Consider the following 21,728-nt stretch of genomic DNA (forward strand, 5'->3'; position numbering starts at 1 on the left):
GCCTGCGGATCATCCAGGCTGCAGCGCAGCCAGCTCCGAGAACCGCAGCGGCGCGTCCAGCGACAACGCGCGCAGGGCGGACTGCTTCTGCGCGGCATCGAGCGCCACCAGCATCGTGACTTCCCCGGCCACGCTGGTGGCGACCGGCACGCCGTCGAGGTACACCACGCGCGATCCCGCCACGCGGGGCACCTTCGGCCCGGGCACCAGCGTGCCCAGCAGGTTGGCCGGGTCGCTGGCCGCCAGTGCGACCAGCTCGCCAGTGTCCGGCTGGCGGCGCACCTGCCGCATCGACGCGATGGCTTCAGGCAACGCGAACTGCTCGCCCGATACACCGGCGATGAAGCGCCCGCCTCGGATCTCGCCGCGCGCTTCCAGCCGCCGGCACACGCGCACCAGATCGCGCCACGGCGCAAGCCATGCAGCCTCGCGCTCCAGCAGGCGCCAGCAGATCACGCCATAGCGGCGCAGCAGCACGCGCACGACCTGCTCGATGGCCTCCGTGGAACCGGTCGGCAAGGCTTCAGCAGCCGGCGGGCGCACCAGCGTCCATCGGCCCGCATCCTCGATGCTGAAGAGCGGCGCGCGACGGCGCCGCCGTGTGTCGGCTGACGCACGCTTCGACGCCGGCACCAGCAAGGCGCGCAGGCCGGCGTAGCTGTCGCAGCGCACACGGCCCTTGGCGACCAGTTCGGCCAGCGCCTCCTCGATCTCGACCGGCAGCAGCCGGGTACCGGCCGCGATCTCGTCGAAGAAGCAGGCACCGTGCTGCGCAAGGTGCGCGGCCACGCGCGCGGCCCGCGAGCCCAGGTGTTCGTCGTCGGCCGGCGCGGGTGCCAGCGTGGTCCACAACGCGGCGCTGCGACGCGGCAGCAGCACGACCGGCGTGGCGCGCAGCGACAGACTGCCCGCACCCTTGCGGCTCTCCGTGGCGCTGGGCCGCAGCCGTGTCCACAACACTCGTCCGGCGGTGCACAGGTCGTCGAGCCATGCGCCGGCGTAATCGGCCACGCGCGCGGGAAGCAGCTCGGCCTCCCACAGCGGCGCAGGCGCTTCGTAGCCTTCGAGCTGCGACAGGATGCCCGAGAGCGCCTCCGGACCGCGCACCCGCGCGGAAGCGCCGACGTGCTGCCACTCGAAGAGAAAGCGCACGAAGTCGCGCGGCTCCACCGGTTCGATTTCGCGGCGCAGGCGCTTGAGCGTGTAGCGATGGATCCGCGCCAGAAGATGCCGCTCGCACCACTCGAGGGCCGTCGTGCCCGGTGTGAAGCGGCCCTGCAACACGCTGCCCTCGGCTTGCAGCGCTAGCAGCGCACCTTCGATATCGGCAGGCTGCAGGAACAACGGTCGGGCCAACTGTTCTACCGTCACCGGCCCAAGGCCGCCGAGGCGTGAACGCAGCAGCTCGCGCAAGGCGGCATCGCGGTCCGGGGGTTGTTCGCCATCGGCGGGCGGGGTGATGGCGGGTTGCAGCGGTGCATCGGGCGCCACGGCCTGCAGCAGCCGCAGCCGTTCGGCCGTCACCCACAGCCCGCGCGCGGCACGCCCCTTGCCTTCGCACAGCAGGCGCGTGGCGCGGCCTGCCTTGGCGAGCGTCGCGAGCCAGGGCTTCCAGTCCGCCTGCCGGGCCACTTCGTCGTCGCCCACCGCGCCGAGCATGCCCAGCGCCTCATGCATCTCGTCGGCGTTGCGCGGTTGCGGCCATGCTTCCTCGCGCACGCTGGCGATGGCATCGGCGTCGAGCTGGCCGACATCGTCTGCGCTTTCGGGGTCGCTGTAGCGGCGGTTCTGCACGGCTTGCGTACGGCGCTCCTCCAGCGGGGCGTCGTCGAGGAAGGCATAGGGACGCGCGTTCAACGCTTCCATCGCAAGCGGCGAGGGTGCCGGCAGGTCGCGCGCAATCACCTTCACCTCGCCCGACTCCATCCGGCGCAGCAACGCAAGCCAGCCGTCGGCATCCATCGCGTCGTGCAGGCAGTCGTCGAGGGTCTGCGTGACCAGCGGATGCGCGGGCACTTCGCGCTCGCCGACGATGTTCTCCGCGCATGCGACCTGGTCCGGGAACACGGCCGCCAGGAGGTCTTCGGAGCGCATGCGCTGCAGCTGCGGCGCCACCTTGCGCCCGCCGCTGAAACGCGGCAGCGCCAGCGCCGTGGTCGCGTTCCAGCGCCAGCGCACGTTGAACAGCGGCGCGTCGAGCAATGCCTGTACCAGCACGTGCAGCGCCGAGGCCGAATGCAGATAGCGCGCGACCTCGTCGAGCGGAAAGCTGTGGCTGGCGGACAGCGACAGCACGATGGCGTCTTCCGTGGCCGCGGCCTGCAGCTCGAAGTTGAAGGTGCGGCAAAAGCGCTTGCGCAACGCCAGACCCCACGCACGGTTGAGCCTGCTGCCGAAAGGCGAATGAATCACCAGCTGCATGCCGCCCGAGGCGTCGAAGAAACGTTCCATGACCAGCGTGCGTTGCGTCGGCAGCGCGCCGAGCACCGCGTGTGCATGCGCCAGGTGTTCGACGATCTGGCGCGCCGCTTCTGCGTCGAGGCCGAGGGTCTGCGTCAGCAGTCGCATGGCGCTGTCGCGGCCGCCGGCTTCCAGGGCCCGCGCCACCTCCTCGCGCAGGCGCGACACACCGGACGACAGCTCGTCGCTGCGCCCCGGTGCCTCGCCGAGCCAGAACGGAATGTTGGGCGCAACCCCGTGCGCGTCTTCCACCCGCACGCGCCCCGGCTCGATCTTCAGGATGCGGTAGCTGGTGTTGCCGAGCTGGAACACGTCGCCCGCCAGGCTCTCGATCGCGAAGTCCTCGTTGACCGTGCCGATCTTGTCGGCCTGCGGCTCCAGCACCACCGTGTAGTCGCCGGTCTCCGGAATCGTGCCGCCGGAAGTCAGCGCGGTCATGCGCGCACCCTTGCGTTCGCGAAGCAGGTGGTTCACCGCGTCACGGTGCACATGGCCGGCACGCTGGCCCTGGCGCGTGGTGAAGCCTTCGCTCACCATGCACACCACCTGCATGTAGCTCTCGCGCGTGAGCCGCGCGTAAGGCCAGGCGCGGCGCACCAGCGCGAAGAGCGCGTCCTCGTCCCACTCGCGGCAAGCGGTCTCGGCGACGATCTGCTGGGCCAGCACGTCCAGCGGCGCAGGCAGTATGCGCAAGGCGTCGAGCTCGCCACGGCGTATGCAGTCGAGCAGGGCGGCGCATTCGACCAGTTCGTCGCGCGACTGCGGGAAGAGCCGCGCCTTCGGCACCCCGCCCACCGCATGGCCCGAGCGCCCCGCGCGCTGCAGGAAGGTGGCAATGGCACGCGGCGAGCCGATCTGGCAGACCAGGTCGACGTCGCCGATGTCCAGGCCCAGCTCCAGCGAGGCCGTGGCCACCAGCACCTTCAGCGCGCCGCGCTTGAGGCGCTGCTCGGCGTCGAGCCGCGTTTCCTTCGACAGGCTGCCGTGGTGCGCGGCCACCGCTTCCTTGCCGAGAATGTCGCCCAGGTGCCGCGCTGCCCGCTCGGCCATGCGGCGCGTGTTGACGAACACCAGCGTGGTCTTGTGCAGCCACACCAGCTCGGCCACGCGCGCGTACACCTGCGTCCATTGGTCGCCGGACATGACGGCTTCCAGAGGCGTCGGCGGCAGTTCGAGCGCCAGATCGCGCTGCCTGGCATAGCCGATGTCGACGACCGCGCAGTCGGCCGTGCCATCCGCGCCGTCCGCGCACAGTGCGCCCGCGCCCACCAGGAAGCGCGCCACCTCGTCGATGGGCTTTTGCGTGGCCGACAGGCCGATGCGCACCGGTCGCGCGCCCGAATGTGCCGCGCACAGCGCCTGCAATCGCTCCAGCGACAGCGCCAGGTGACTGCCACGCTTGCTGGCCGCGACGGCATGGATCTCGTCGACGATCACACTGCGCACCGTTGCGAGCATCCGCCGTCCGGACGCCGAACCCAGCAGCACGTAGAGCGACTCCGGCGTGGTCACCAGCACGTGCGGCGGCCGGCGCAGGCTCTGCTGGCGCTCGCGCTGCGGCGTGTCGCCGGTACGCACGGCAGTGCGGATGTCGACATCCGCCAGCCCGAGCGCCGCCAGTTCGGCGCGGATGCCCGCGAGCGGCGCTTCCAGGTTCAGGCGGATGTCGTTCGACAGCGCCTTCAGCGGCGACACGTAGACGACCGCCGTCTCGTCGGGCAGGCCGCCGGGTTCGAGGCCCCGGCGCACGAGATCGTCCAGCGCGGCGAGAAAAGCGGTCAGCGTCTTGCCGGAGCCGGTGGGTGCTGCCACCAGCGTGTCACGCCCGGCGCTGATCGCCGGCCAAGCCTCGGCCTGGGCGGGCGTGGGCCCGGGAAAGGTTCTCAGGAACCAACGGGCAACGGCGGGATGGAATGAATGCAGGGGCACGGGAAGAAAGGCTACGGCAGGCGCCCAGCGAGCGCAAATGCGGCAGGTCCTGGCTCAAGAGATCGGGGCATGGCGCCCGATCTCAACCCGGCTCAGAGCGGCCGGCGGCGCGCCAGTCAACCGCCCGCCCGCCCAGCGCACGCTGGTAAACCCTGCGTGTTCGACATGCATGTGTCCAAATATTGATCACGCTATTTGTCTGAATCAACGACACACGCCCAGCGTCTCGCAAGAAATGTCCTTGTGAATCAACGTTTCGGCGTCTGGCACGGGCCATGCAAAGAAGCATGCGATCCCCTGGTCGCGCAGGTCACCAACCATCACACCCGCGCCCCGGGGGCTGTCACACATCGCGCAGGGACATCGCATGGACACGCTTCAATCGCTCGACAACGTACCTCAGGCACACGACAGCGTGGCCGCGTGGTTCGACCCGCTGTTGTCCGAACGGCTTGAGCAGGCCGGCTTCGGCACGCTCGGGCAACTGGTGCAACGGATCAACGACACCGGAACGACCTGGTGGTATCCGGTGCGAGGCATCGGTGTCACGCGTGCCGAGCGTCTGGTGCAGTGGCTGCATGAACAGCAGGAAAGCACGGGCATGCAGGTGGACCTGGGCAACCTGCAGGCACACAGACGCAGGCCCGTCCGCCACGCACCGGCACGGCCGGCCGCAAGCCCGCCCTGGTTTTCTGCTCCCTGAGAGATACGTAGTTCCCCTTACCGCGGCGTCAGACAACGCTCAGGTACGCCCGAGAGCATCCGTTCGTCCGGGTTCCACCCGGATGGAGACGGGGCCGGGGCGGAGTTGTCCGCGCCGGTGACTTTGGACAACCCAGTAAATCGGGAACTATGAAAAACAGAAACCTTGTCAGAGGACTCTTCCTCATGGCAATTGCGCTGGCCTTCGGCCTCACGGCGCTTCGCTACCCCATTGGAGACTTGAGTCGCGCAGGACCGGGATTGTTCCCGGCCATGGTCAGTGCGATGCTGCTGGTGATCGGCGTGTCGACCGTGATCCGGTCGTTCTTCGTCGCGCCGGTGAAGCTCGACTTCAACTTCAAGAACATCTCGCTCATCCTCGGAAGCCTCTGCGGGTTCGCGCTGATTTCCACCTTCCTGAACATGATCGCGGGCATCGTCTTCATGGTGTTCTGCTCGGCATTCGCAGGCAGCTCGTACTCGTGGGTGCGCAACGTCAAGGTCTCGGCCGGCCTGATCGTGATGGCGCTGGCGCTGCAGAAGCTCCTCGGCCTGAACCTGCCACTCTTCTGAGGCGACGATCATGGAAGTCCTGAACAATCTCGCATTCGGCTTTTCGCATGCCCTGACGTGGCAGAACCTGATGTTCTGCGCCATCGGCTGCACCGTGGGTACGCTGGTGGGCCTGCTGCCCGGCCTCGGGCCGCTGGCGACCATCAGCCTGCTGCTGCCGCTGACGTACTCCATTCCCACGACCGGCGCGCTCATCATGCTGGCCGGCATCTACTACGGCGCGCAGTACGGCGACAGCGTGAGTGCCATCACGATGAAGATCCCGCACGCCAGCAGCATCGTGGCCTGTATCGACGGGTACGCGATGACGCTCAAGGGGCAGACGGGGCTGGCGCTTTTCACCGCGGGCTTCTCCAGTTTCATCGGCGGCACGGTCGCCATCCTGGTGCTGACCTTCCTGGCTCCGGTGCTCGGCGAGGTCGCCTTCCTGTTCGGCCCCGCCGACTACGTCGCGATGATGCTGGTGGGTTTCGTGTGCGTGAGCTTCGTCACCACGGGCAGCCTGCTCAACGGCCTGGCCATGTGCATGATCGGCGTGCTGCTGGGAACGATCGGCACCGACGTCAACAGCGGCGCACAGCGCTTCACCATGGACCTGCCTTTCCTGGTGGACGGCGTCGGCATCGTGAGCATTGCGCTGGGCTGCTTCGGCATCGCCGAGATCACGAAGAACCTCGATTCGCGTGAAGAGCGCTCGCCTTTCAACGGCAAGATCAATCTCATCCCGACCCGGGCCGAGTTCATGCGGATCATCCCCAGCGCGCTGCGTGGCAGCGTGATCGGCTCCTTCCTGGGCATCCTGCCCGGCGGCGGCCCCACCATCGCGCAGTTCGCGGCCTACGCGATCGACAAGAAGGTCAGCAAGTACAAGCACGAGATCGGCTCCGGCTGCATCGAAGGCGTGGCCGGACAGGCCGCTGCCGACGAAGCCGCCGCACGCACGAGCTTCATTCCGCTGATGAGCATCGGCATTCCGGAGAACGCCGTGATGGCGCTGATGCTGGCCGCCTTCATCATCAAGGGCATCCAGCCGGGGCCGAACATGATCGGCAGCCATCCCGACCTGTTCTGGGGCCTGGTCGCCAGCATGTGGATCGGCAATGTCTTCCTGCTCGTGCTGAACGTGCCGCTGGTGCGGTACTGGCTGTCGGTGTTCAAGATCCCGTACGCCGTGCTGTTTCCATCGATCCTGTTCTTCTGCTGCATCGGCACCTACAGCGTGAACAACAACCTGGAAGACGTCTTCATCACGGCCGCCTTCGGCTTCATGGGCTACATGTTCATGCGCCTGGAGCTCGATGCGGCGCCGCTGATGCTCGGCTTCATCCTCGGCCCGATGCTGGAGGAAAACTTCCGCCGCGCGATGCTGCTGAGCCGCGGCAGCTTCGGCGCCTTCGTGACCCGCCCCATCAGCGGCACGCTGCTGAGCCTGATCGCGGTCTTCGTGGCCTGGCAGGTCGTCTCGTTCGTCTTCCAGGCGCGCAAGAGAGGAGTCGCCATCGAGGCGAAGTGAACTGATGTGGCGCAGCATCGGCCTTAGCAGGCCGGTGCGGCGCCATCCTACCGGTGCTGCCGACGCCTGCCGACGATGTCTTCGCGCCGTGGCCATAGCCTCCTGGGATCAGGCATATGCCTGAGACAACGCCCCCCAGGACCCTCTCCATGGCTCAACGCAAAGTCGCCGAACTCGTCGTCGAAACTCTTCAGCATGCGGGCGTCAAGCGCTGCTACGGCATCGTCGGCGACACGCTGAACCATGTCACCGATGCCATCCACCGCAGTGACATCGAATGGGTCCACGTGCGGCATGAAGAGGCGGCCGCATTCGCCGCCGGCGCCGAGTCCTACCTGACTGGCGAGCTCACGGCCTGTGCCGGCTCATGCGGCCCGGGCGGCCTGCATTTCATCAACGGCGTGTTCGAGGCAAACCGCAATCGCGCGCCTGTGGTGTTGATCGCCAGCCAGGTCGTCACGACCGAGCTGGGCATGGAATTCCCCCAGGAGGTCGACTTCAAGTCGCTCTACGCGAGCTGTACCGTGTTCTGCGAACAGGTGTACTCGGCCGGACAGGCGCAGCGGCTCACTGCGCTCGCGGCACAGGCGGCCCTCTCGCGCAAGGGCGTGGCGGTGATCATCCTGCCGAGCGACATCGCGCAGACCGAGGTGAAAGAAGGCCTGACGTACGCGGTGCACCGCGCCAGGCCGGTGCTGCGGCCGAACGATGCGGAGCTGTCGCAGCTGGCCGCGCTGCTCGGCAAGGGACACAAGATCGCGATCTACGCCGGCCACGGCTGCGAAGGCGCGCACGAGATGCTGCTCGCGCTGGGGCAATGCCTGAAGGCACCGATCGCGCACACCTCCCGCGCCAAGGATTTCGTGGAGTACGACAACCCCTTCAACATGGGCATGACCGGCATCTTCGGTGTCGAGTCGGGCTACCGCGCCTTGCAGGAGTGCGACACCTTGCTGCTGCTCGGCGCCGACTTCGCGTGGAGCCAGTTCTACCCGGCCAAGGCCACCATCGCGCAGATCGATATCGACGGCAGCCACCTCGGGCGGCGCCATCCCGTGGCGCTGGGGCTGGTCGGCGACGTGGCCGCCACCATCGAGGCGCTCATTCCGCTGCTGGAAGAGCGCAGCGACCGAAGCTTTCTCGATGATTGCCTGCGCCACAGGAAAGAGGCGGTGCAAACGCTGCGCCGCGACGAGCGTCCGGGCAAGGAAGGCCTGATTCATCCGCAGCACCTGACGCGCGTCATCGACGAGATGGCCGCCGACGATGCGATCTTCACGGCGGACGGCGGCAGCCCGATGGTTTGGTCGCTGCGCCACCTGACGATGAACGGACGCCGGCGCACCCTGGTGAGCCTGCTACACGGCACCATGGCCAATGCCATGCCTCAGGCTCTTGGCGCGCAGAAGGCCTATCCCGGGCGCCAGGTCATTTCACTTTCGGGCGACGGCGGCATCGCGATGCTGCTCGGCGACCTGATGACCGCCGTGCAGGAGAAGCTGCCGATCAAGGTGGTGGTCTACAACAACGCGAGCCTCAACTTCGTCGAGCTGGAGCAGAAAGTCGAAGGCCTGCTCGACAACTACACCGACCTGCTCAACCCCGACTTCGCCCGGCTGGCAGAGGTGATCGGCTTCTACGGGCAGAAGGTCGAGCGCGCGGAGGATCTGCCCGATGCGGTGCGCGCGTTCCTCGCGCATCCCGGCCCCGCTTTGCTGGACGTGAGCGTCAACCGGACCGAACTGGTGATGCCGCCGAAGGTGGAATTCGCCCAGGTCGCCGGCACCATGCTGTATTCGGCCAAGGCCGTCCTGAGCGGACGCTCGTCAGACGTCATCGATCTGCTCAAAGACAATTTCACGCAGTAGCGTCAGCCCGCCGTGGCGCGGCTGGCCACCAGCGCGACCAGCGCATGCGGCTGCAATGGCTTGCCGAGGTGTGCATCGAAGCCTGTCTCCGTGGTCTTCGCCAGGTCTTGCGGACGGGTGAAAGCCGTGTGGGCAACCGAGAACAGCCTGGGCTTGCCGAGCAGGCGCTCGCGCTCGCGCACTTCGCGGATCAGGTCATAGCCGTCGCGGCCCGGCAGGCCGATGTCGCTGATCAGCACATCGGGCCATTTCTGGTCGAACAGCTGCAGCGCGCTTTCGACATCGACGCCCAGCCGGACACTGGCGCCGGCGTCGGCCAGCACCACGGTGATGATCTCGCTCGCATCCGCGTTGTCCTCGACCACCAGCACATCGAGGCCATGAAGCGCGCCGCTCATGGCAGGGGCCGGCCTGCCCGCCTGCGAATCCGGCGTATCCAGAAGCAGGATCGACGCTTCGTCCGAAGGAACGACGCCGAGCGTCACGCGCAGCGTTGCGCCGTGGCCTTCGCCCTCGCTGTGGGCCGACACGCCGCCACCATGCAGCTCGGCGAGGTTCTTCACGATGGACAGCCCCAAACCGAGCCCGCCATGAAATCGGTTGTCGGGGGAGTCGCTCTGGGAAAAGCGGTCGAACAGGTGCTCCAGGAAGTCCGCGCGGATGCCGCGGCCGAAGTCCCGCACCGACAGATGCAACATGTGGTCCTGCCGTTGCAGCTCGATCAGGATGCGCCCGCCCTCGCCGGAGAACTTGATGGCATTCGAAAGCAGGTTCCAGACGATCTGCTGGAACCGCGTGGCGTCGAGCCAGGCGGGCGCATCGGCCTCCTGCCGGTCGAACACGATGTCCAGCCGCTTGGCCGCCACCGGGGCGGCCAGCGCCTCGATCGCCGCGCTCACCAGGGCGCGTGGGTCCGCCCACTCGCGGTGAAGCCGCAGTTTTCCGGAACTGATGCGTGAGACGTCCAGGATGTCGGCGATGAGCCGCGTCTGCGCCTTGACGCTGCGATCGATGGCGGCAAGCCCTTTTTCCATCTGCTCGGGGGTTCGCCCGCCGACCTTGAGCACATGCACCCACCCGCTGATCGCGTTGAGCGGGTTGCGCAATTCGTGCGAGAGCACCGCCACGAAGTCGTCCTTGGTCCGGCTCAGCCGCTCGGCGGCAACGCGCGCCGCCTGCTCGCGCTCCAGCACTTCGCGGCGGCGCGCCTCCAGCTCGAAGCGCTCCGATACATCGAGCGCGATGCCCACGCGCAAGCCGGGCTCGATGTGGCCGGACATGGTCCATTCGAGCCGTATCCAGGAGCCGTCGAGCCGCAACAGCGGGAATTCGCCTTTCCATGGCGCCGAGGGAAGCTGCGCCCCCTGGGTGTGGGCGTTCACGAATGCGGTCCACTCGCCGGGGGCAAAGGCGCTGACCGGCTGGCCGACCAGGACGTCGCGCGGCTGTCCTAGCATGGCGACCAGCGCCGGATTCACGTCGGCAAAGCGCCCCTCGGCATCGATCAGTGCGATGCCGGTGGGCGCATGGTCATGGATCGCACGGAAGCGCGCCTCGCTGTTGCGCTGTTTCTCCTCTGCCATGCGGGCACGGATGAGGGCCTGCAGCGTGGCGATGAGCACCGGTGGCTCGACCGGGTGCACCAGATAGGCGTCGGCGCCGGCGTTGAGGCCTGCCACCTTGTCCTCGTTGCGCACGAAGGTGGCCGACAGGTGCACCACGGGCAGGGTGGCGGTCGATGGCTGCACCCTCAGCTCGCGGCATACCTCGAAGCCGCTGAAATCCGGGAGATGCACATCGAGCACCACGGCCGCAATCTGCCGGGATGCGAGTTCCAGCGCCTCGCCGCCAGTGCCTGCTTCACGGGTCTGGAAACCCGCCGCGCGGATCGTGCGCGCGGTCGCGTAGCGCGTCGTGGGGTTGTCGTCGACCACCAGCACCGTATGGCGCGACCGGTCGATCGTGGTGTTGATCAGGGGTCCGCTCGGCATGCCTATTCCTGTGGCGCGGATGCCTGGCGGGGCCACTGCACGGGGACCGTCACCGAAAACACCGAACCCTTGCCCAGCTCGCTCGCCACCTCGACATGTCCCCCGAGCAGCACAGCGAGCTGCCGGCTGAGGGACAGGCCCAGTCCGGTGCCGCGCAGGCGCTTCTGCACGGGGGAATCGACCTGCGAGAAATCGTCGAACACCGCGGCGTGGTGTTCGGGCGCAATGCCGATGCCGGTGTCGGCGACCGAAAACTTCAGGGCGTCCTCGCCCACGCGAATGACGTTCACCCGAACCTCGCCCTGTGGCGTGAACTTGAGCGCGTTCGAGATGAAGTTGCGCAGGATCTGCGAAAGCTTGCGGTCGTCCGTGTAGAGCTTGGGCAAGCCCTCAGGCTCTTCGAAGATCAGGGCGGTGGCGGGGTTGTGCAGCACCGGGCGAAACATGCCCCGCAGCGCGGAGAACAGGTCGACCATCTCGAACCAGGCCGGCGAGATGTCGACGCGGCCCGCCTCGATCTTGGCCAAATCCAGCAGGTCGTCGACCATCTCGGCCAGTTCCGTCGCGGTGCCGTCGATGAAGCCGACCTGCTTTTCCTGCTCCGGCGTCAGCGGTCCGTCCAGGCGGTCGCTGAGCAGGCGAGCGATGCTGCGGATCGCACTGATCGGGGTGCGGAACTCATGGCTCATGTAGGCCAGGAAACGGCTCTTGAGTTCGGTGGCCTTCTTGAGTTGCTCGGCCTGCGCATCGAGCTCTGCATACAGCGCCACCACGCCGCGGTTGGTTTCCTCGAGTTCCGCGCGCAGTTCATCGACTTCGCGTCGGCTGGCTGCCAGCGCTGCTTGCGAGTCGTCGCAGTCGGCCAGGCCGGTGCTGTTCATCGGTTATTCCTTTTGACGGATCACCACGACGGTGGCGTCGTCGCGGTGACGTGTATGGTCGCGCAAAAGAACCGCGGCCACCAGCGTTGGGTCCTTTTGCAGCAGTGGCCGGATGCGATCGACGTTCCAGCGCGTCTCGATGCCGTCGCTGTGCAGGATCACCAGCGCGTGCGCAGGCAGCGCCAGCGAGGCGGTCTCCGGCTTGCGGATCTGCATGCCCGCGGTGCCATGCTGGGTGACGAGCGACTTGTCGAACACACCCGACAGTACCCGGCCCACGATATTGCCGGCGCCGGTGTAGGTGACGGTGGCGTCGGCCGTGTCGATGCGCAGGGCGCAGACCGCGGCGCCCCGGGTGGTCTGAAGTTCGCGGTGCACCTTCTGCACGGTCTCGCGCAGATCTCCTTCGCAGCAAGAGGCAAAGGCGGCCGTGGCGGCCTGCGAGGCCTTGGCGGCTTCCGGGCCGTGCCCCAGCCCGTCGGCCAGCAGTACGGTGGTCCGCTCGTCATGGATCGCGGCCGCCCAGCCGTCGCCGCAGACGGCTTCGTGCGGCGCGGGCAGGCAGATCGCGCCGATCTGTCTGTCGGCAACATGCCATGTCCCCTCGGCGGAAGACACGGCGGGACGCACGCGCGCCACGCTCACCGTGCCGCCCGGCATGCTGGAGTGGATGTCGAATTCGCTGGCCAGGCGGCGCACCGCGCCCAGCCCGGTACCCGGCGTGCTGCCCGAGGAGTGGCCATCCTGCATCGCAAGGGAAAGGTCCGCGATGCCGGGTCCGTCATCGATCGAGATGACCTCGACCTCGCCGGCTTCGCCCGTCTCCCGGTGCGACGCGATCAACAGCCGCCCGTTCATTGCGTGCCGGTGCAGGTTGGTGCCCAGCTCCGTCACCACCAGTGCCAGTCGACCCGCATCGACCTCGTTCCAGCCCATGTTCGCGACTGCCTGCGCGGCGTGGCGCCGTGCCTCGCCGACGCAACTGGCGTCGCTCATGGGGAAGGCCTTGTGGGTCCAGCCGGTGACTATTTCCACTTGGTGATGCTCACTCGGGTGCCCTGTCCCGACGCCGATGCGATGTCGAACTCGTTCACGAGCCGCTTGCTCCCGGGCAGGCCCAGGCCCATGCCGCTGCCGCTGGTCCAGCCGTCAGTCAGGGCGAGCGCGAGATCCGCGATGCCCGGACCCTCGTCCTCGAAGTGCAGCATCAGGCCTCGGCGACCGTTGCGCTCCACGAATTCCCATCGCATCTGGCCACCGCCGCCGTGGATGAGCGTGTTGCGCGAAAGCTCGCTGGCCGCGGTGATCATCTTGGTCTGGTCGACCAGGGACAGCTTCAGCTCCTGGCAGAGCGTGCGCACCAACTGCCGGCTCGCGACGATGTTCTGCTCGCTGAGCAACGGCAACGTGCCGGATTGTTCAGTGGCCAAAGGCGTTCTCCTGACGGGAACGCCGCAGGAGCTCCATGCCGCGCTCGACATTCAGCGCGGTCCGCACACCGTCGAGCGACAGCCCGAGCTCGACCAGCGTGATCGCCACCGCCGGCTGCATGCCGACGACGACGGTCGTGGCCGAGAGGATGCGGGCGATGCCCGAGATGCTGGTGAGCATGCGGCCGACGAAGGAGTCGACGATCTCGAGCGCGGAGATGTCGATCATGACGCCCGATGCGCCGGTCTTGGCAATCTGGTTGGAGAGATCGTCCTGCAGCGTCAGCGCTGTCTGGTCCTGCATGTCGACCTGGATGGTGACCAGCAGCGTGTCACCCATGCGAAGAATTGGGATGCGGTCCATGAGGCCTGCTGCTCACTTGTCGCGCGAGACGCGCCAGCCGGTCTGCTGAAGCGCGAGCGCGAGCGCATCGGCGAGCGTGGCCTTGGTGCGCACCCCCTGCAGGTCGATGCCCAGGTGCACGATGGTCTGCGCGATCTGCGGACGGATGCCGCTGATGATGCAGTCGGCGCCCATCAGGCGAATGGCCGTGACCGTCTTGAGCAGGTGCTGCGCTACCAGCGTGTCGACCGTGGGCACCCCGGTGATGTCGATGATGGCCAGCTCGGAGCCGGTTTCCACGATCTTTTGCAACAGGGCCTCCATCACCATCTGCGTGCGGCTGCTGTCGAGCACGCCGATCATCGGCACGGCGAGCACGCCGTCCCACAGTTTGACCACGGGCGTGGACAGCTCGAGCAGCTCTTCCTGCTGGCGGCGGATGATTTCTTCCCGCGCCTGCTGGTAGATGCCCACCGTGTGTTGCGCGAGCTTGTCGACGGTCGTCGAGAGCGACCAGAGCGACGCCGCCATGGCTTCGGGGTTGGCGGCAAGGCGGCGCTGCAACGAAGAGAAGAGGGGCTTCTTGAGAGCGAGCAGGAACATGCTGGTGTCCGCCGCCGACTGGCCTTTGGCCGCGCGGGTTTTCGACAGGTCGCCCAGCACCTCGCGCAACGGCGCCCATGCGGCGGTGTCCAGACGGGAGGGGTCGCCGCCGTTTTCCAGCGCCTGGCGCAGCTGGCTCAGGATGTCGCGGGCCTCGGTCTCGGCTGCGCGCCTCGCGCCGGTGTCCGTCAGCCTTGCCTCGGTCAGCCAGGCATCGACGACGTCTTTTTCTTCTTCCCGCACGGTGGCGAGCAGCGCTTCGAATTCTTCTCTCATGAGTTCCTCATCGGATGTTTTTGGAGTCGTCCGGTGAAACGGCAGCGCCCCTGCCCGAACGCATGCGCCATGCAGTTGAGCTGCTGGCGTGAAGTTTCACTATGGACGATCCTACCTTTGGGAAACCGCCAGAACGCGCCGCAAGAAGCGCCAAGCTGCGTCTTTTGACGTAGGTAGATTCCTACGACCGTGCTAGCGAGGAAGAAATCGAATGCGCGCTACGACTCGGCAGCGGCTTCAGCGGCCGGGGTAGTGCCCGGCGGCGATGTCTTCCAGCAGCGTCGCGTGGCTCGGCTCCCAGTCCAGGAGCTCGCGCGTCCTGGCGTTGGATGCAGGCGCGTCGGCGCCGAAGAACGGGCCGATCCAGTCGAAGTGCGCAGCCGCGCGATCGACCGGAACCGACTCCACAGGCACCTGAATCGATCGGCCGAGGGCCTCGGCAATGTCGCGCGTGGCGATGGCTTCCTCGGCCACCGCATGCAGCACGGTCGCGGGCGGCGCCTTGTCTACCGCGAGCCGCACGAGCCTGGCTGCGTCCAGCCGGTTGACGGCGGACCAGCGGTTGCGGCCCGCGCCGAGGTAGGCCGACACACCTTTCGCGCGGGCGATCTTCGCGAGCGTGGCGACGAAGCCGTGGTCGCCTCCGGCGCCGTGCACTGTCGGGGCAAATCGCACCACGAGCGAGCGAATGCCGCGCTCGGCCAGGCCGAGCGTGTATGCCGCGTTGGCCACGCGCGGGTGCACCGCCGGATTCGGCATGTCGCTCTCGGTGCCGACTCGTCCGGGCGCGAGGCCGAGCGTGCCCGACGCAATCAGCAGCGGGCCGCCGGTGCCGTGGAGGACATCGGCGAAGGCGTCGATGGCCGCCCGGTCGGTGCGCGCCGCATCGGCCATCTGCGAGAAGTCGTGGTTGTATCCGAGATGCACCACGCCCTCGGCGCGTTCGGCGGCGGCGCGCAGGCTGGCCACATCGTCGAGCGAGCCCTTCACCGCTTCAGCGCCGAGCTTTCGGATCTTGGCCGCGGCCTCTTCGTTGCGGGCGAGGCCGAGCACCTGGTGTCCCGCGGAGATCAGCTCGACGACGCTGGCCGATCCGATCCAGCCCGAGGCTCCGGTGACGAGAATTCGCATGTGCGCTCCTTTGATGTCATTGAGTGACATCATTGTAGGCCTATGATGTCACTCTGTGTCAACACTGTGAGGATGCGATGGGTCGCTGGGAGCCGGATGGGGAAGGGCGCCTGCGCATGGCGGCCATGGAGTTGTTCGCGGAGATCGGCTATGAGCAGACCACCGTCGCCGCCATCGCCGAGCGCGCGGGCCTGACTTCAAGAACGTTCTTCCGCTATTTCGCCGACAAGCGCGAGGTGCTGTTCAGCGGATCGGAGGTCTTGCAGGAATCGATGGTGGCCGCGCTGCACAGCGCTCCGACGGATGCAACGGCCATGGACGCCATTGCCTTCGCGCTGCAGGCGCCGGCCGATTTCTTCGACGAGGACCGCCGCGGCTTCGCCCGCTTGCGCGCTGCGGTGATCGCAGCCAACGGCGAACTGCGCGAGCGAGAGCTGATCAAGCTCGCAAGGCTGTCCACGGCGCTGGCCGAGGCTTTGCGCACCAGAGGATTCGCCGAGCCCGACGCGAGCCTGCTGGCGGAGTCGGGCATCGCGGTCTTCCGCGTCGCATTCGGGCTGTGGGTCGCACCGGCCGAGCGTCGGCCATGGGGCGACATCGTCGGCGCCTTGCTGACGCGGCTGAAGACGCTCTCGACGGCCCAGTAGGGCCCAGGCCGTGAAGGGCCTTGCTGCGTGCGAAGCTGCGTCGGCCAGAGCTGAAGCTCGCGCTACTTCCGCGCCTTCTCGACTTCGGCCATCAACTCCGCGACGGTGGCTTCGCCCACGGACGCTGAATATTTGTCGATCACCGGCTGGACCTTGGCACGCAGCTTCGCGGTCTCTTGCGGCGGAATCTCGGAAACGACCATGCCAGCCTTCTTCAGGGCGTCGAGTGCGCCATCCGCGGCGCCGCGAGAGGCTGCACGCTGGAACAGCGTGGATTCCGCCGACGCCTGCGCAATGATCTTTTTCTCGTCCGCGCTCATGCCGTCCCAGGTCTTCTTGCTGATCAGCAGCGCCTGCGGGTTGTAGATGTGCCGGGTCTGGGTGATGTACTTCTGCACTTCGGAAAACTTCGACGACAGGATGGTCGTGTTCGGGTTCTCCTGCCCATCGACGGCCTTCTGGTCGAGCGCAGGGTAGAGCTCGGGAAACGGCAGCGGCGTGGCGTTTGCGCCCAGTGCAGTGAACAGGTCGATGTAGATCGGCGACTGGATCACGCGGATCTTCAGGCCCGCAATGTCATCCGCCTTCGTGATCGGCCGCTTGCTGTTGGTGAGATTGCGAAAACCCAGGTCCCAGTAGCCCAGGCCGTGCAGGCCCTTGTCTTCCAGCTTGGCCATGAGCTTCTGGCCGAAGGGGCCATCGGTGACCGCATCAGCCTCCTTGGCGCTGTTGAAGAGGAACGGCAAGTCGTAAGCCGCGAATTCCTTCACCTGCGCCGAGAGGATGCCCGCGTTCAGCACCGTGAGCTCGATGGTTCCGCCCTGCAGGGCCGACACGGTTTGCAGGTCGCCGCCCAGCACGCCGCCGGCAAACAGCTTCACCGCGATCTTGCCGCCGGACTTGGCGGCCACGAGGTCAGCGAATTTCTGCGCGCCCAGCGCCTGCGGATGACCCGCCTGGTTCTGGAACGCGAATTTCAGCGTGCGCTCCTTGACCTGCGCAGCCGCACCCGATGCCGCAAGCAAGGCCGTGGCGGCAACAGCGGCTGCCAGCAGCCTGTGAATCAAGTTCTTCCTCATGGCGTTTGTCTCCTCGTTGTGTCATTCATGCTCTTTTCTTGAACAGCGCCGAAGCACCGCTGGCACGCGCCACTTCCTCGACCGTGGCGAGCAGCGCGGGTCCCAGTGCCTCCATGCGTTGCTGCGTCAGCCTGACGGCGGGCCCCGCGATGGTGATGACACCGATGACCGAACCGCCGGAAGCGAAGACCGGCGCGGCCATGGCGGTCATTCCCGGTGCGAAGACCTCGTTGATCATGCTGAAGCCACGCTGGCGGGCCGCCTTCACGTAGGTCATCACCGCCTTGAGCGTGGTGGGCGCCTTCGGGCCGTAGTCTTCGGGCTTGCCCAGGCCCTTCTTGGCCACCAGCGCCACCGCATCGTCCTCGCTCATGGTCGAAAGCCACGCATGCCCGGCCGCGCTGCACGACAGGGTGACCGACAGCCCCATGTCCGGGTCGTAGCGAAGTCCGTGCGTTGCCCCTTGCGCCTTGGCCACGAAGGTCAGGTCTTCACCGTCGACCACCGCCAGGCGCACCAGTTCGCCGGAGGTCGCGGCAAGCTGGTCGAGCAGTGGCTGCGCCACGTCCACGATGCCCGAATTGCTCAGGAACGACAGACCGACGGAGACGAGCTTGATGGTCAGCACGTAGTGGCCGTCGGCAATGTCCTGGCGCACGTAGCCGCAGCGAATCAGTTCCGTCAGCAATCGGTGCGATGCGCTCAACGGGATCTGCAGTTGACTGGCCACGGTAGACAGTGCAACGCCGTGCGGATGCTCCGCCAGGTATTCCAAGACCTTGAAGCTGCGTCCCAGCATTTCGCTCATTTCGTGTCTCCGGTTGCGTGGCGTTGCGACATCGTCACTCTATCAGATCACGGGAAGGGATTTCCATTATGGAAAGTTTTTCCGAAAAACTCAGAATCGGGCCAGTCAGACTTTTCTGCACCCTTTTGGAGATACCTGTGAAACTTCTTCGAACGCTTGCCGTCGCCGGCCTGTGCATCGGCCTTGTCGCCCCGACCTTGGCCCAGCAGGAGCGGGTGATCCGCTTCGGCCATCTCAACAATGCGGACCATCCGGTGAGCTTCGGCGTGAAGCGCTTCGCCGAACTGCTCGCCGCCAAGAGCGGCGGCAAGATGAAGGTGCAGGAGTACCCGGCCTCCCAGCTCGGCAACGAGATGCAGCAGCAGTCCGCCCTGCAGGGCGGCGTGCAGCAGATGTCGGCACCGGCCACCACCTCGCTGGCGGGGATCGTCAAGGAGTTCGGCCTGGTCGATTTCCCGTTCTCGGTGAACAACTTCGCGCAGGCCGATGCGTTGCTCGACGGCCCGCTGGGACAGGCACTGATCACCAAGCTGCCGGAGAAGGGCCTCGTGGCGCTGGGCTACTGGGACCTGGGCTTTCGCAACGTGACGAACAGCAAGCGCCCCATTGCCAAGCCGGAGGATCTCGAGGGACTGAAGATCCGGGTCATTCCCAACCCGGTGTTCCTGGAGACGTTCAAGTCGTTCAAGGCCAATCCGGTGCCGATGCCCTTCGCCGAGCTCTATGGCGCGCTCGAGTCGAAAGCGGTCGACGGCCAGGAGAACCCGTATTCGGTGATCCTGTCGAACAAGTTCTTCGAGGTGCAGAAGTTCGTGAGCGCCACGAACCACGTGTATGCGGCCAACATCGTGCTGGTCAGCAAGAAGTTCTGGGACTCGCTGAGCGCCGCCGAGCAGAAGATGATGAATGAGGCCGCCAACGAGGCGCGCGGCTATCAGCGCCAGGTCAGCCGTGCCGCTGCTCAGAAGGCGATCGGCGACCTGCAAGCCAAGGGCGCGCAGTTCAACGAAGTGAGCGCGGCAGAACAAGTGCGCATGCGCGAGATCGCCAAGCCGGCGATCGACAAGTTCGCGGCGCAGTACGACCCCGCCATCGTCAAGCTCTACAACGACGAGCTCGCCCGCATCCGCAAACAATGACCGCCCGCTCGGCTTCCCTCATGAAAATCCTCGTTCTCCACGGCCCGAACCTCAACCTGTTCGGGCGCCGCGAACCGCACATCTACGGCAAGACCACGCTCGCGGAAATCAATGCCCAGCTGCAAGCGCTGGCAAGCGAACTCGGCGTGGCACTGGAGACGATCCAGTCGAACCACGAAGGCGATCTCATCGACTTCCTGCATGCCCACATCGACGATGCCCAAGGCGCGCTGGTCAACCCCGCAGGGCTGACCCAGCACGGCGTGCCGCTGCATGACGCGATCAAGGCCATGCCATTTCCGACCATCGAGGTGCACATGTCGAACATCGCCGCACGCGAGACCTGGCGTGCGCACTCGATCATCTCGCCGGCGGTGAAAGGCACGGTGCAGGGACTGGGGCCGCATTCCTACCTGGCGGCGTTGCGCGCACTGGTCGACATGCAAAAGCAGGTGGCCGCCTCCTGAAACACCGTGCTGTCCGGCGAGGACGGACCGCCAGAGAGAAAACAAGATGAATCAATGGATCGATCGGTGCTGTGCCGGCATCGAGGCACTGATCGCCGCCGCGCTCGCGGTCATGGTGGTGCTGGTGTTCGGCAACGTGGTGCTGCGATACGGTTTCAATTCGGGCATCACCATGTCCGAAGAGGTGTCGCGCTGGCTCTTCATCTGGATGACCTTCCTTGGCGCGGTGGTCGCGCTCAAGGAGCACGGCCACCTGGGCGTGGACATGGTGGTCCAGAAGCTGCCGCCCCTCGGCAAGAAGATCTGCCTCGCGGTAGGCCACGTGGTCATGCTCTACATCGTCTGGCTCCTGTTCCAGGGCAGCGTGGCGCAGGCGCGCATCAACTGGGACGTCACTGCACCGGTCACCGGCGCTTCGATGGCCATCGTCTATGCCTCCGGCGTGGTGTTCTCGGTGTTGGCCGGGTTCATCCTGGCGCTCGATCTGCTTCGACTGCTCACGGGGCGCATCGCCGATGACGAGCTCGTGATGATCCAGGAGTCGGAAGAGGCCGTCCAGCTCAAGCAGATCCTCGGATCGAAAGATGAGGCTCCAGGAGCACGCAAATGACCATACTCGTCTTCGTGGGCTCCCTGCTGCTGGCCATGGCGATGGGCATTCCCATCGCGTTCTCGCTGCTCGCATGCGGCGTGGCGCTGATGTGGCACCTCGATCTGTTCGACGCGCAGATCCTCGCGCAGAACGTGATCGGCGGTGCCGACAGTTTTCCGCTGCTGGCGGTGCCGTTCTTCATGCTGGCCGGCGAGATCATGAATGCCGGTGGCCTGTCCAAGCGCATCGTCGACCTTGCGCTGGCACTGGTCGGGCATGTGCGAGGAGGCCTGGGCTACGTGACCATCATGGCCGGCTGCCTGCTCTCGGCGCTCTCGGGTTCGGCCGTCGCGGACGCCGCCGCACTGACCGCATTGTTGCTGCCGATGATGGTGAGGGCGGGCCATGACAAGGCGCGGGCAGGCGGCCTCATCGCCGCCACGGGGATCATCGGCCCCGTGATTCCGCCCAGCATCGGCCTGGTGATCTTCGGCGTCGCCGCGAATGTGTCGATCTCCAAGCTGTTCCTGGCCGCCATCGTGCCGGGCTTGCTGATCGGCGGCGCGCTGTGGGTCACCTGGGCATGGCTCGTGCGGCACGAGAAGATCCAGCCGCCGCCGCGCAAGCCGGCACGCGAAGTCATGAAGGCCGCGCGGGACGCGGGCTGGGCATTGATGCTGCCCGTCATCATCCTGGTCGGCCTGCGCATGGGTGTCTTCACGCCGACGGAAGCTGCCGTGGTCGCGGCCGTCTACGCGTTCTTCGTCGCCACATTCATCTATCGCGAGCTGAGCTTCGGCGAGCTCTACAAGGTGTTCGTGAGCGCCGCGAAGACGAGCGCCGTGGTCATGTTCCTGATTGCCGCGGCCATGGTCAGCGCCTGGCTGATCACGGTGGCGGACCTGCCGTCCAAGGTGGTGGGACTGCTCCAGCCCTTCATGGGGAACAAGATCCTTTTGATGATCACGATCATGGTGCTGGTCATGGCCGTGGGCACGGCCATGGACATGACGCCCACCATCCTGATCCTGACACCGGTGTTGATGCCTGTCGTCATTGCCGCGGGCATCGATCCGGTCTACTTCGGCGTGATGTTCATCATCAACAACTCCATCGGGCTCATCACCCCGCCCGTGGGGGTGGTGCTGAACGTCGTTGCAGGTGTCGGGAAGATGAAGATGGACGACGTCACCCGCGGCGTGCTGCCGTTCATGGCGGCCGAGTTCGCCATCATGTTCGTCATGGTGCTGTTCCCGCAACTGGTGACGGTGCCGGCCCGGTGGTTCGGGGGCTGAG

19 protein-coding genes are annotated in these 21,728 nt (G+C 66.6%); 9 read left to right on the top strand and 10 right to left on the bottom strand.

What is annotated here, in order from left to right:
* Positions 1-9 precede the first annotated feature (9 nt).
* On the bottom strand, positions 10-4,428 hold the full coding sequence (locus tag WIX39_RS28150) for a DEAD/DEAH box helicase (RefSeq protein WP_409196876.1): 4,419 nt from the start codon (positions 4,426-4,428) through the stop codon (positions 10-12).
* Between the two features lie 328 nt (positions 4,429-4,756).
* Here WIX39_RS28150 and WIX39_RS28155 point away from each other — a divergent pair, with 328 nt between their 5' ends.
* The 4 genes from WIX39_RS28155 (at position 4,757) to WIX39_RS28170 (ending at position 9,045) form a co-directional block, all read left to right on the top strand.
* The gene (locus WIX39_RS28155; protein ID WP_409196507.1) at positions 4,757-5,092 is read left to right on the top strand and encodes a phage integrase family protein; all 336 of its coding nucleotides are present in this window, start codon (positions 4,757-4,759) and stop codon (positions 5,090-5,092) included.
* Between the two features lie 149 nt (positions 5,093-5,241).
* Positions 5,242-5,664, top strand: coding sequence for a tripartite tricarboxylate transporter TctB family protein (locus WIX39_RS28160; protein ID WP_345891203.1), 423 nt, complete (start codon positions 5,242-5,244; stop codon positions 5,662-5,664).
* Between the two features lie 10 nt (positions 5,665-5,674).
* Entirely contained in the window at positions 5,675-7,177 is a 1,503-nt protein-coding gene (locus WIX39_RS28165) for a tripartite tricarboxylate transporter permease (RefSeq protein ID WP_081267769.1), read from the top strand.
* Between the two features lie 149 nt (positions 7,178-7,326).
* Positions 7,327-9,045, top strand: coding sequence for a thiamine pyrophosphate-dependent enzyme (locus WIX39_RS28170; protein WP_409196508.1), 1,719 nt, complete (start codon positions 7,327-7,329; stop codon positions 9,043-9,045).
* Positions 9,046-9,047: 2 nt separating this feature from the next.
* Here the strand turns inward: WIX39_RS28170 and WIX39_RS28175 are convergent, their stop codons facing one another.
* The 7 genes from WIX39_RS28175 to WIX39_RS28205 form a co-directional block, all read right to left on the bottom strand.
* Positions 9,048-11,036 carry a hybrid sensor histidine kinase/response regulator gene (locus WIX39_RS28175; RefSeq protein ID WP_409196509.1) on the bottom strand — a complete coding sequence of 663 codons (1,989 nt, stop codon included), beginning with the start codon at positions 11,034-11,036 and terminating at the stop codon, positions 9,048-9,050.
* A 2-nt stretch (positions 11,037-11,038) separates the two neighbouring features.
* Entirely contained in the window at positions 11,039-11,917 is an 879-nt protein-coding gene (locus WIX39_RS28180; RefSeq protein ID WP_409196510.1) for a sensor histidine kinase, read from the bottom strand.
* A 3-nt stretch (positions 11,918-11,920) separates the two neighbouring features.
* The gene (locus WIX39_RS28185; protein ID WP_409196511.1) at positions 11,921-12,952 is read right to left on the bottom strand and encodes a SpoIIE family protein phosphatase; all 1,032 of its coding nucleotides are present in this window, start codon (positions 12,950-12,952) and stop codon (positions 11,921-11,923) included.
* Positions 12,943-13,347 (bottom strand): anti-sigma regulatory factor, encoded by a 405-nt coding sequence (locus WIX39_RS28190; protein ID WP_409196512.1) that lies wholly within the window; start codon positions 13,345-13,347, stop codon positions 12,943-12,945. The genes WIX39_RS28185 and WIX39_RS28190 overlap by 10 nt, the downstream gene beginning before the upstream one ends.
* The gene (locus WIX39_RS28195) at positions 13,337-13,711 is read right to left on the bottom strand and encodes an STAS domain-containing protein (protein ID WP_081267763.1); all 375 of its coding nucleotides are present in this window, start codon (positions 13,709-13,711) and stop codon (positions 13,337-13,339) included. Before WIX39_RS28195 ends, WIX39_RS28190 begins: the two co-directional genes overlap by 11 nt.
* A gap of 12 nt (positions 13,712-13,723) precedes the next feature.
* Positions 13,724-14,569 carry an STAS domain-containing protein gene (locus WIX39_RS28200; protein ID WP_081267762.1) on the bottom strand — a complete coding sequence of 282 codons (846 nt, stop codon included), beginning with the start codon at positions 14,567-14,569 and terminating at the stop codon, positions 13,724-13,726.
* A gap of 237 nt (positions 14,570-14,806) precedes the next feature.
* The gene (locus WIX39_RS28205) at positions 14,807-15,700 is read right to left on the bottom strand and encodes an SDR family oxidoreductase (protein WP_409196513.1); all 894 of its coding nucleotides are present in this window, start codon (positions 15,698-15,700) and stop codon (positions 14,807-14,809) included.
* Between the two features lie 125 nt (positions 15,701-15,825).
* Here WIX39_RS28205 and WIX39_RS28210 point away from each other — a divergent pair, with 125 nt between their 5' ends.
* Complete coding sequence (locus WIX39_RS28210; RefSeq protein ID WP_409196514.1) at positions 15,826-16,347, top strand: TetR family transcriptional regulator; 522 nt, start codon at positions 15,826-15,828, stop codon at positions 16,345-16,347.
* A 62-nt stretch (positions 16,348-16,409) separates the two neighbouring features.
* Here WIX39_RS28210 and WIX39_RS28215 read toward each other — a convergent pair whose 3' ends face one another.
* Together WIX39_RS28215 and WIX39_RS28220 are read right to left on the bottom strand one after the other, a co-directional pair.
* Positions 16,410-17,426, bottom strand: coding sequence for a TRAP transporter substrate-binding protein (locus WIX39_RS28215; RefSeq protein ID WP_409196515.1), 1,017 nt, complete (start codon positions 17,424-17,426; stop codon positions 16,410-16,412).
* Positions 17,427-17,451: 25 nt separating this feature from the next.
* Entirely contained in the window at positions 17,452-18,234 is a 783-nt protein-coding gene (locus WIX39_RS28220; protein ID WP_081267758.1) for an IclR family transcriptional regulator, read from the bottom strand.
* A gap of 137 nt (positions 18,235-18,371) precedes the next feature.
* On the opposite strand from WIX39_RS28220, the gene WIX39_RS28225 reads away from it, so the two are divergent.
* Genes WIX39_RS28225 through WIX39_RS28240 form a run of 4 tightly spaced genes read left to right on the top strand, consistent with a single transcriptional unit; the run spans position 18,372 to position 21,727 of the window.
* Positions 18,372-19,373, top strand: a complete 1,002-nt coding sequence (locus WIX39_RS28225) for a TRAP transporter substrate-binding protein (protein WP_409196516.1) — start codon at positions 18,372-18,374, stop codon at positions 19,371-19,373.
* A 20-nt stretch (positions 19,374-19,393) separates the two neighbouring features.
* Complete coding sequence (locus WIX39_RS28230) at positions 19,394-19,840, top strand: type II 3-dehydroquinate dehydratase (RefSeq protein ID WP_081267756.1); 447 nt, start codon at positions 19,394-19,396, stop codon at positions 19,838-19,840.
* A 46-nt stretch (positions 19,841-19,886) separates the two neighbouring features.
* Positions 19,887-20,450: a TRAP transporter small permease gene (locus WIX39_RS28235; protein WP_081267755.1), complete on the top strand. Its 564-nt coding sequence runs from the start codon at positions 19,887-19,889 to the stop codon at positions 20,448-20,450.
* A complete protein-coding gene (locus WIX39_RS28240) occupies positions 20,447-21,727 on the top strand; it encodes a TRAP transporter large permease (RefSeq protein ID WP_081267754.1) in 1,281 nt (426 codons plus the stop codon). Before WIX39_RS28235 ends, WIX39_RS28240 begins: the two co-directional genes overlap by 4 nt.
* The last annotated feature ends 1 nt before the right edge of the window (position 21,728 follow it).

The organism is Variovorax sp. AB1(2024) (assembly GCF_037482385.2).
Taxonomy (GTDB): Bacteria; Pseudomonadota; Gammaproteobacteria; order Burkholderiales; family Burkholderiaceae_C; genus Variovorax.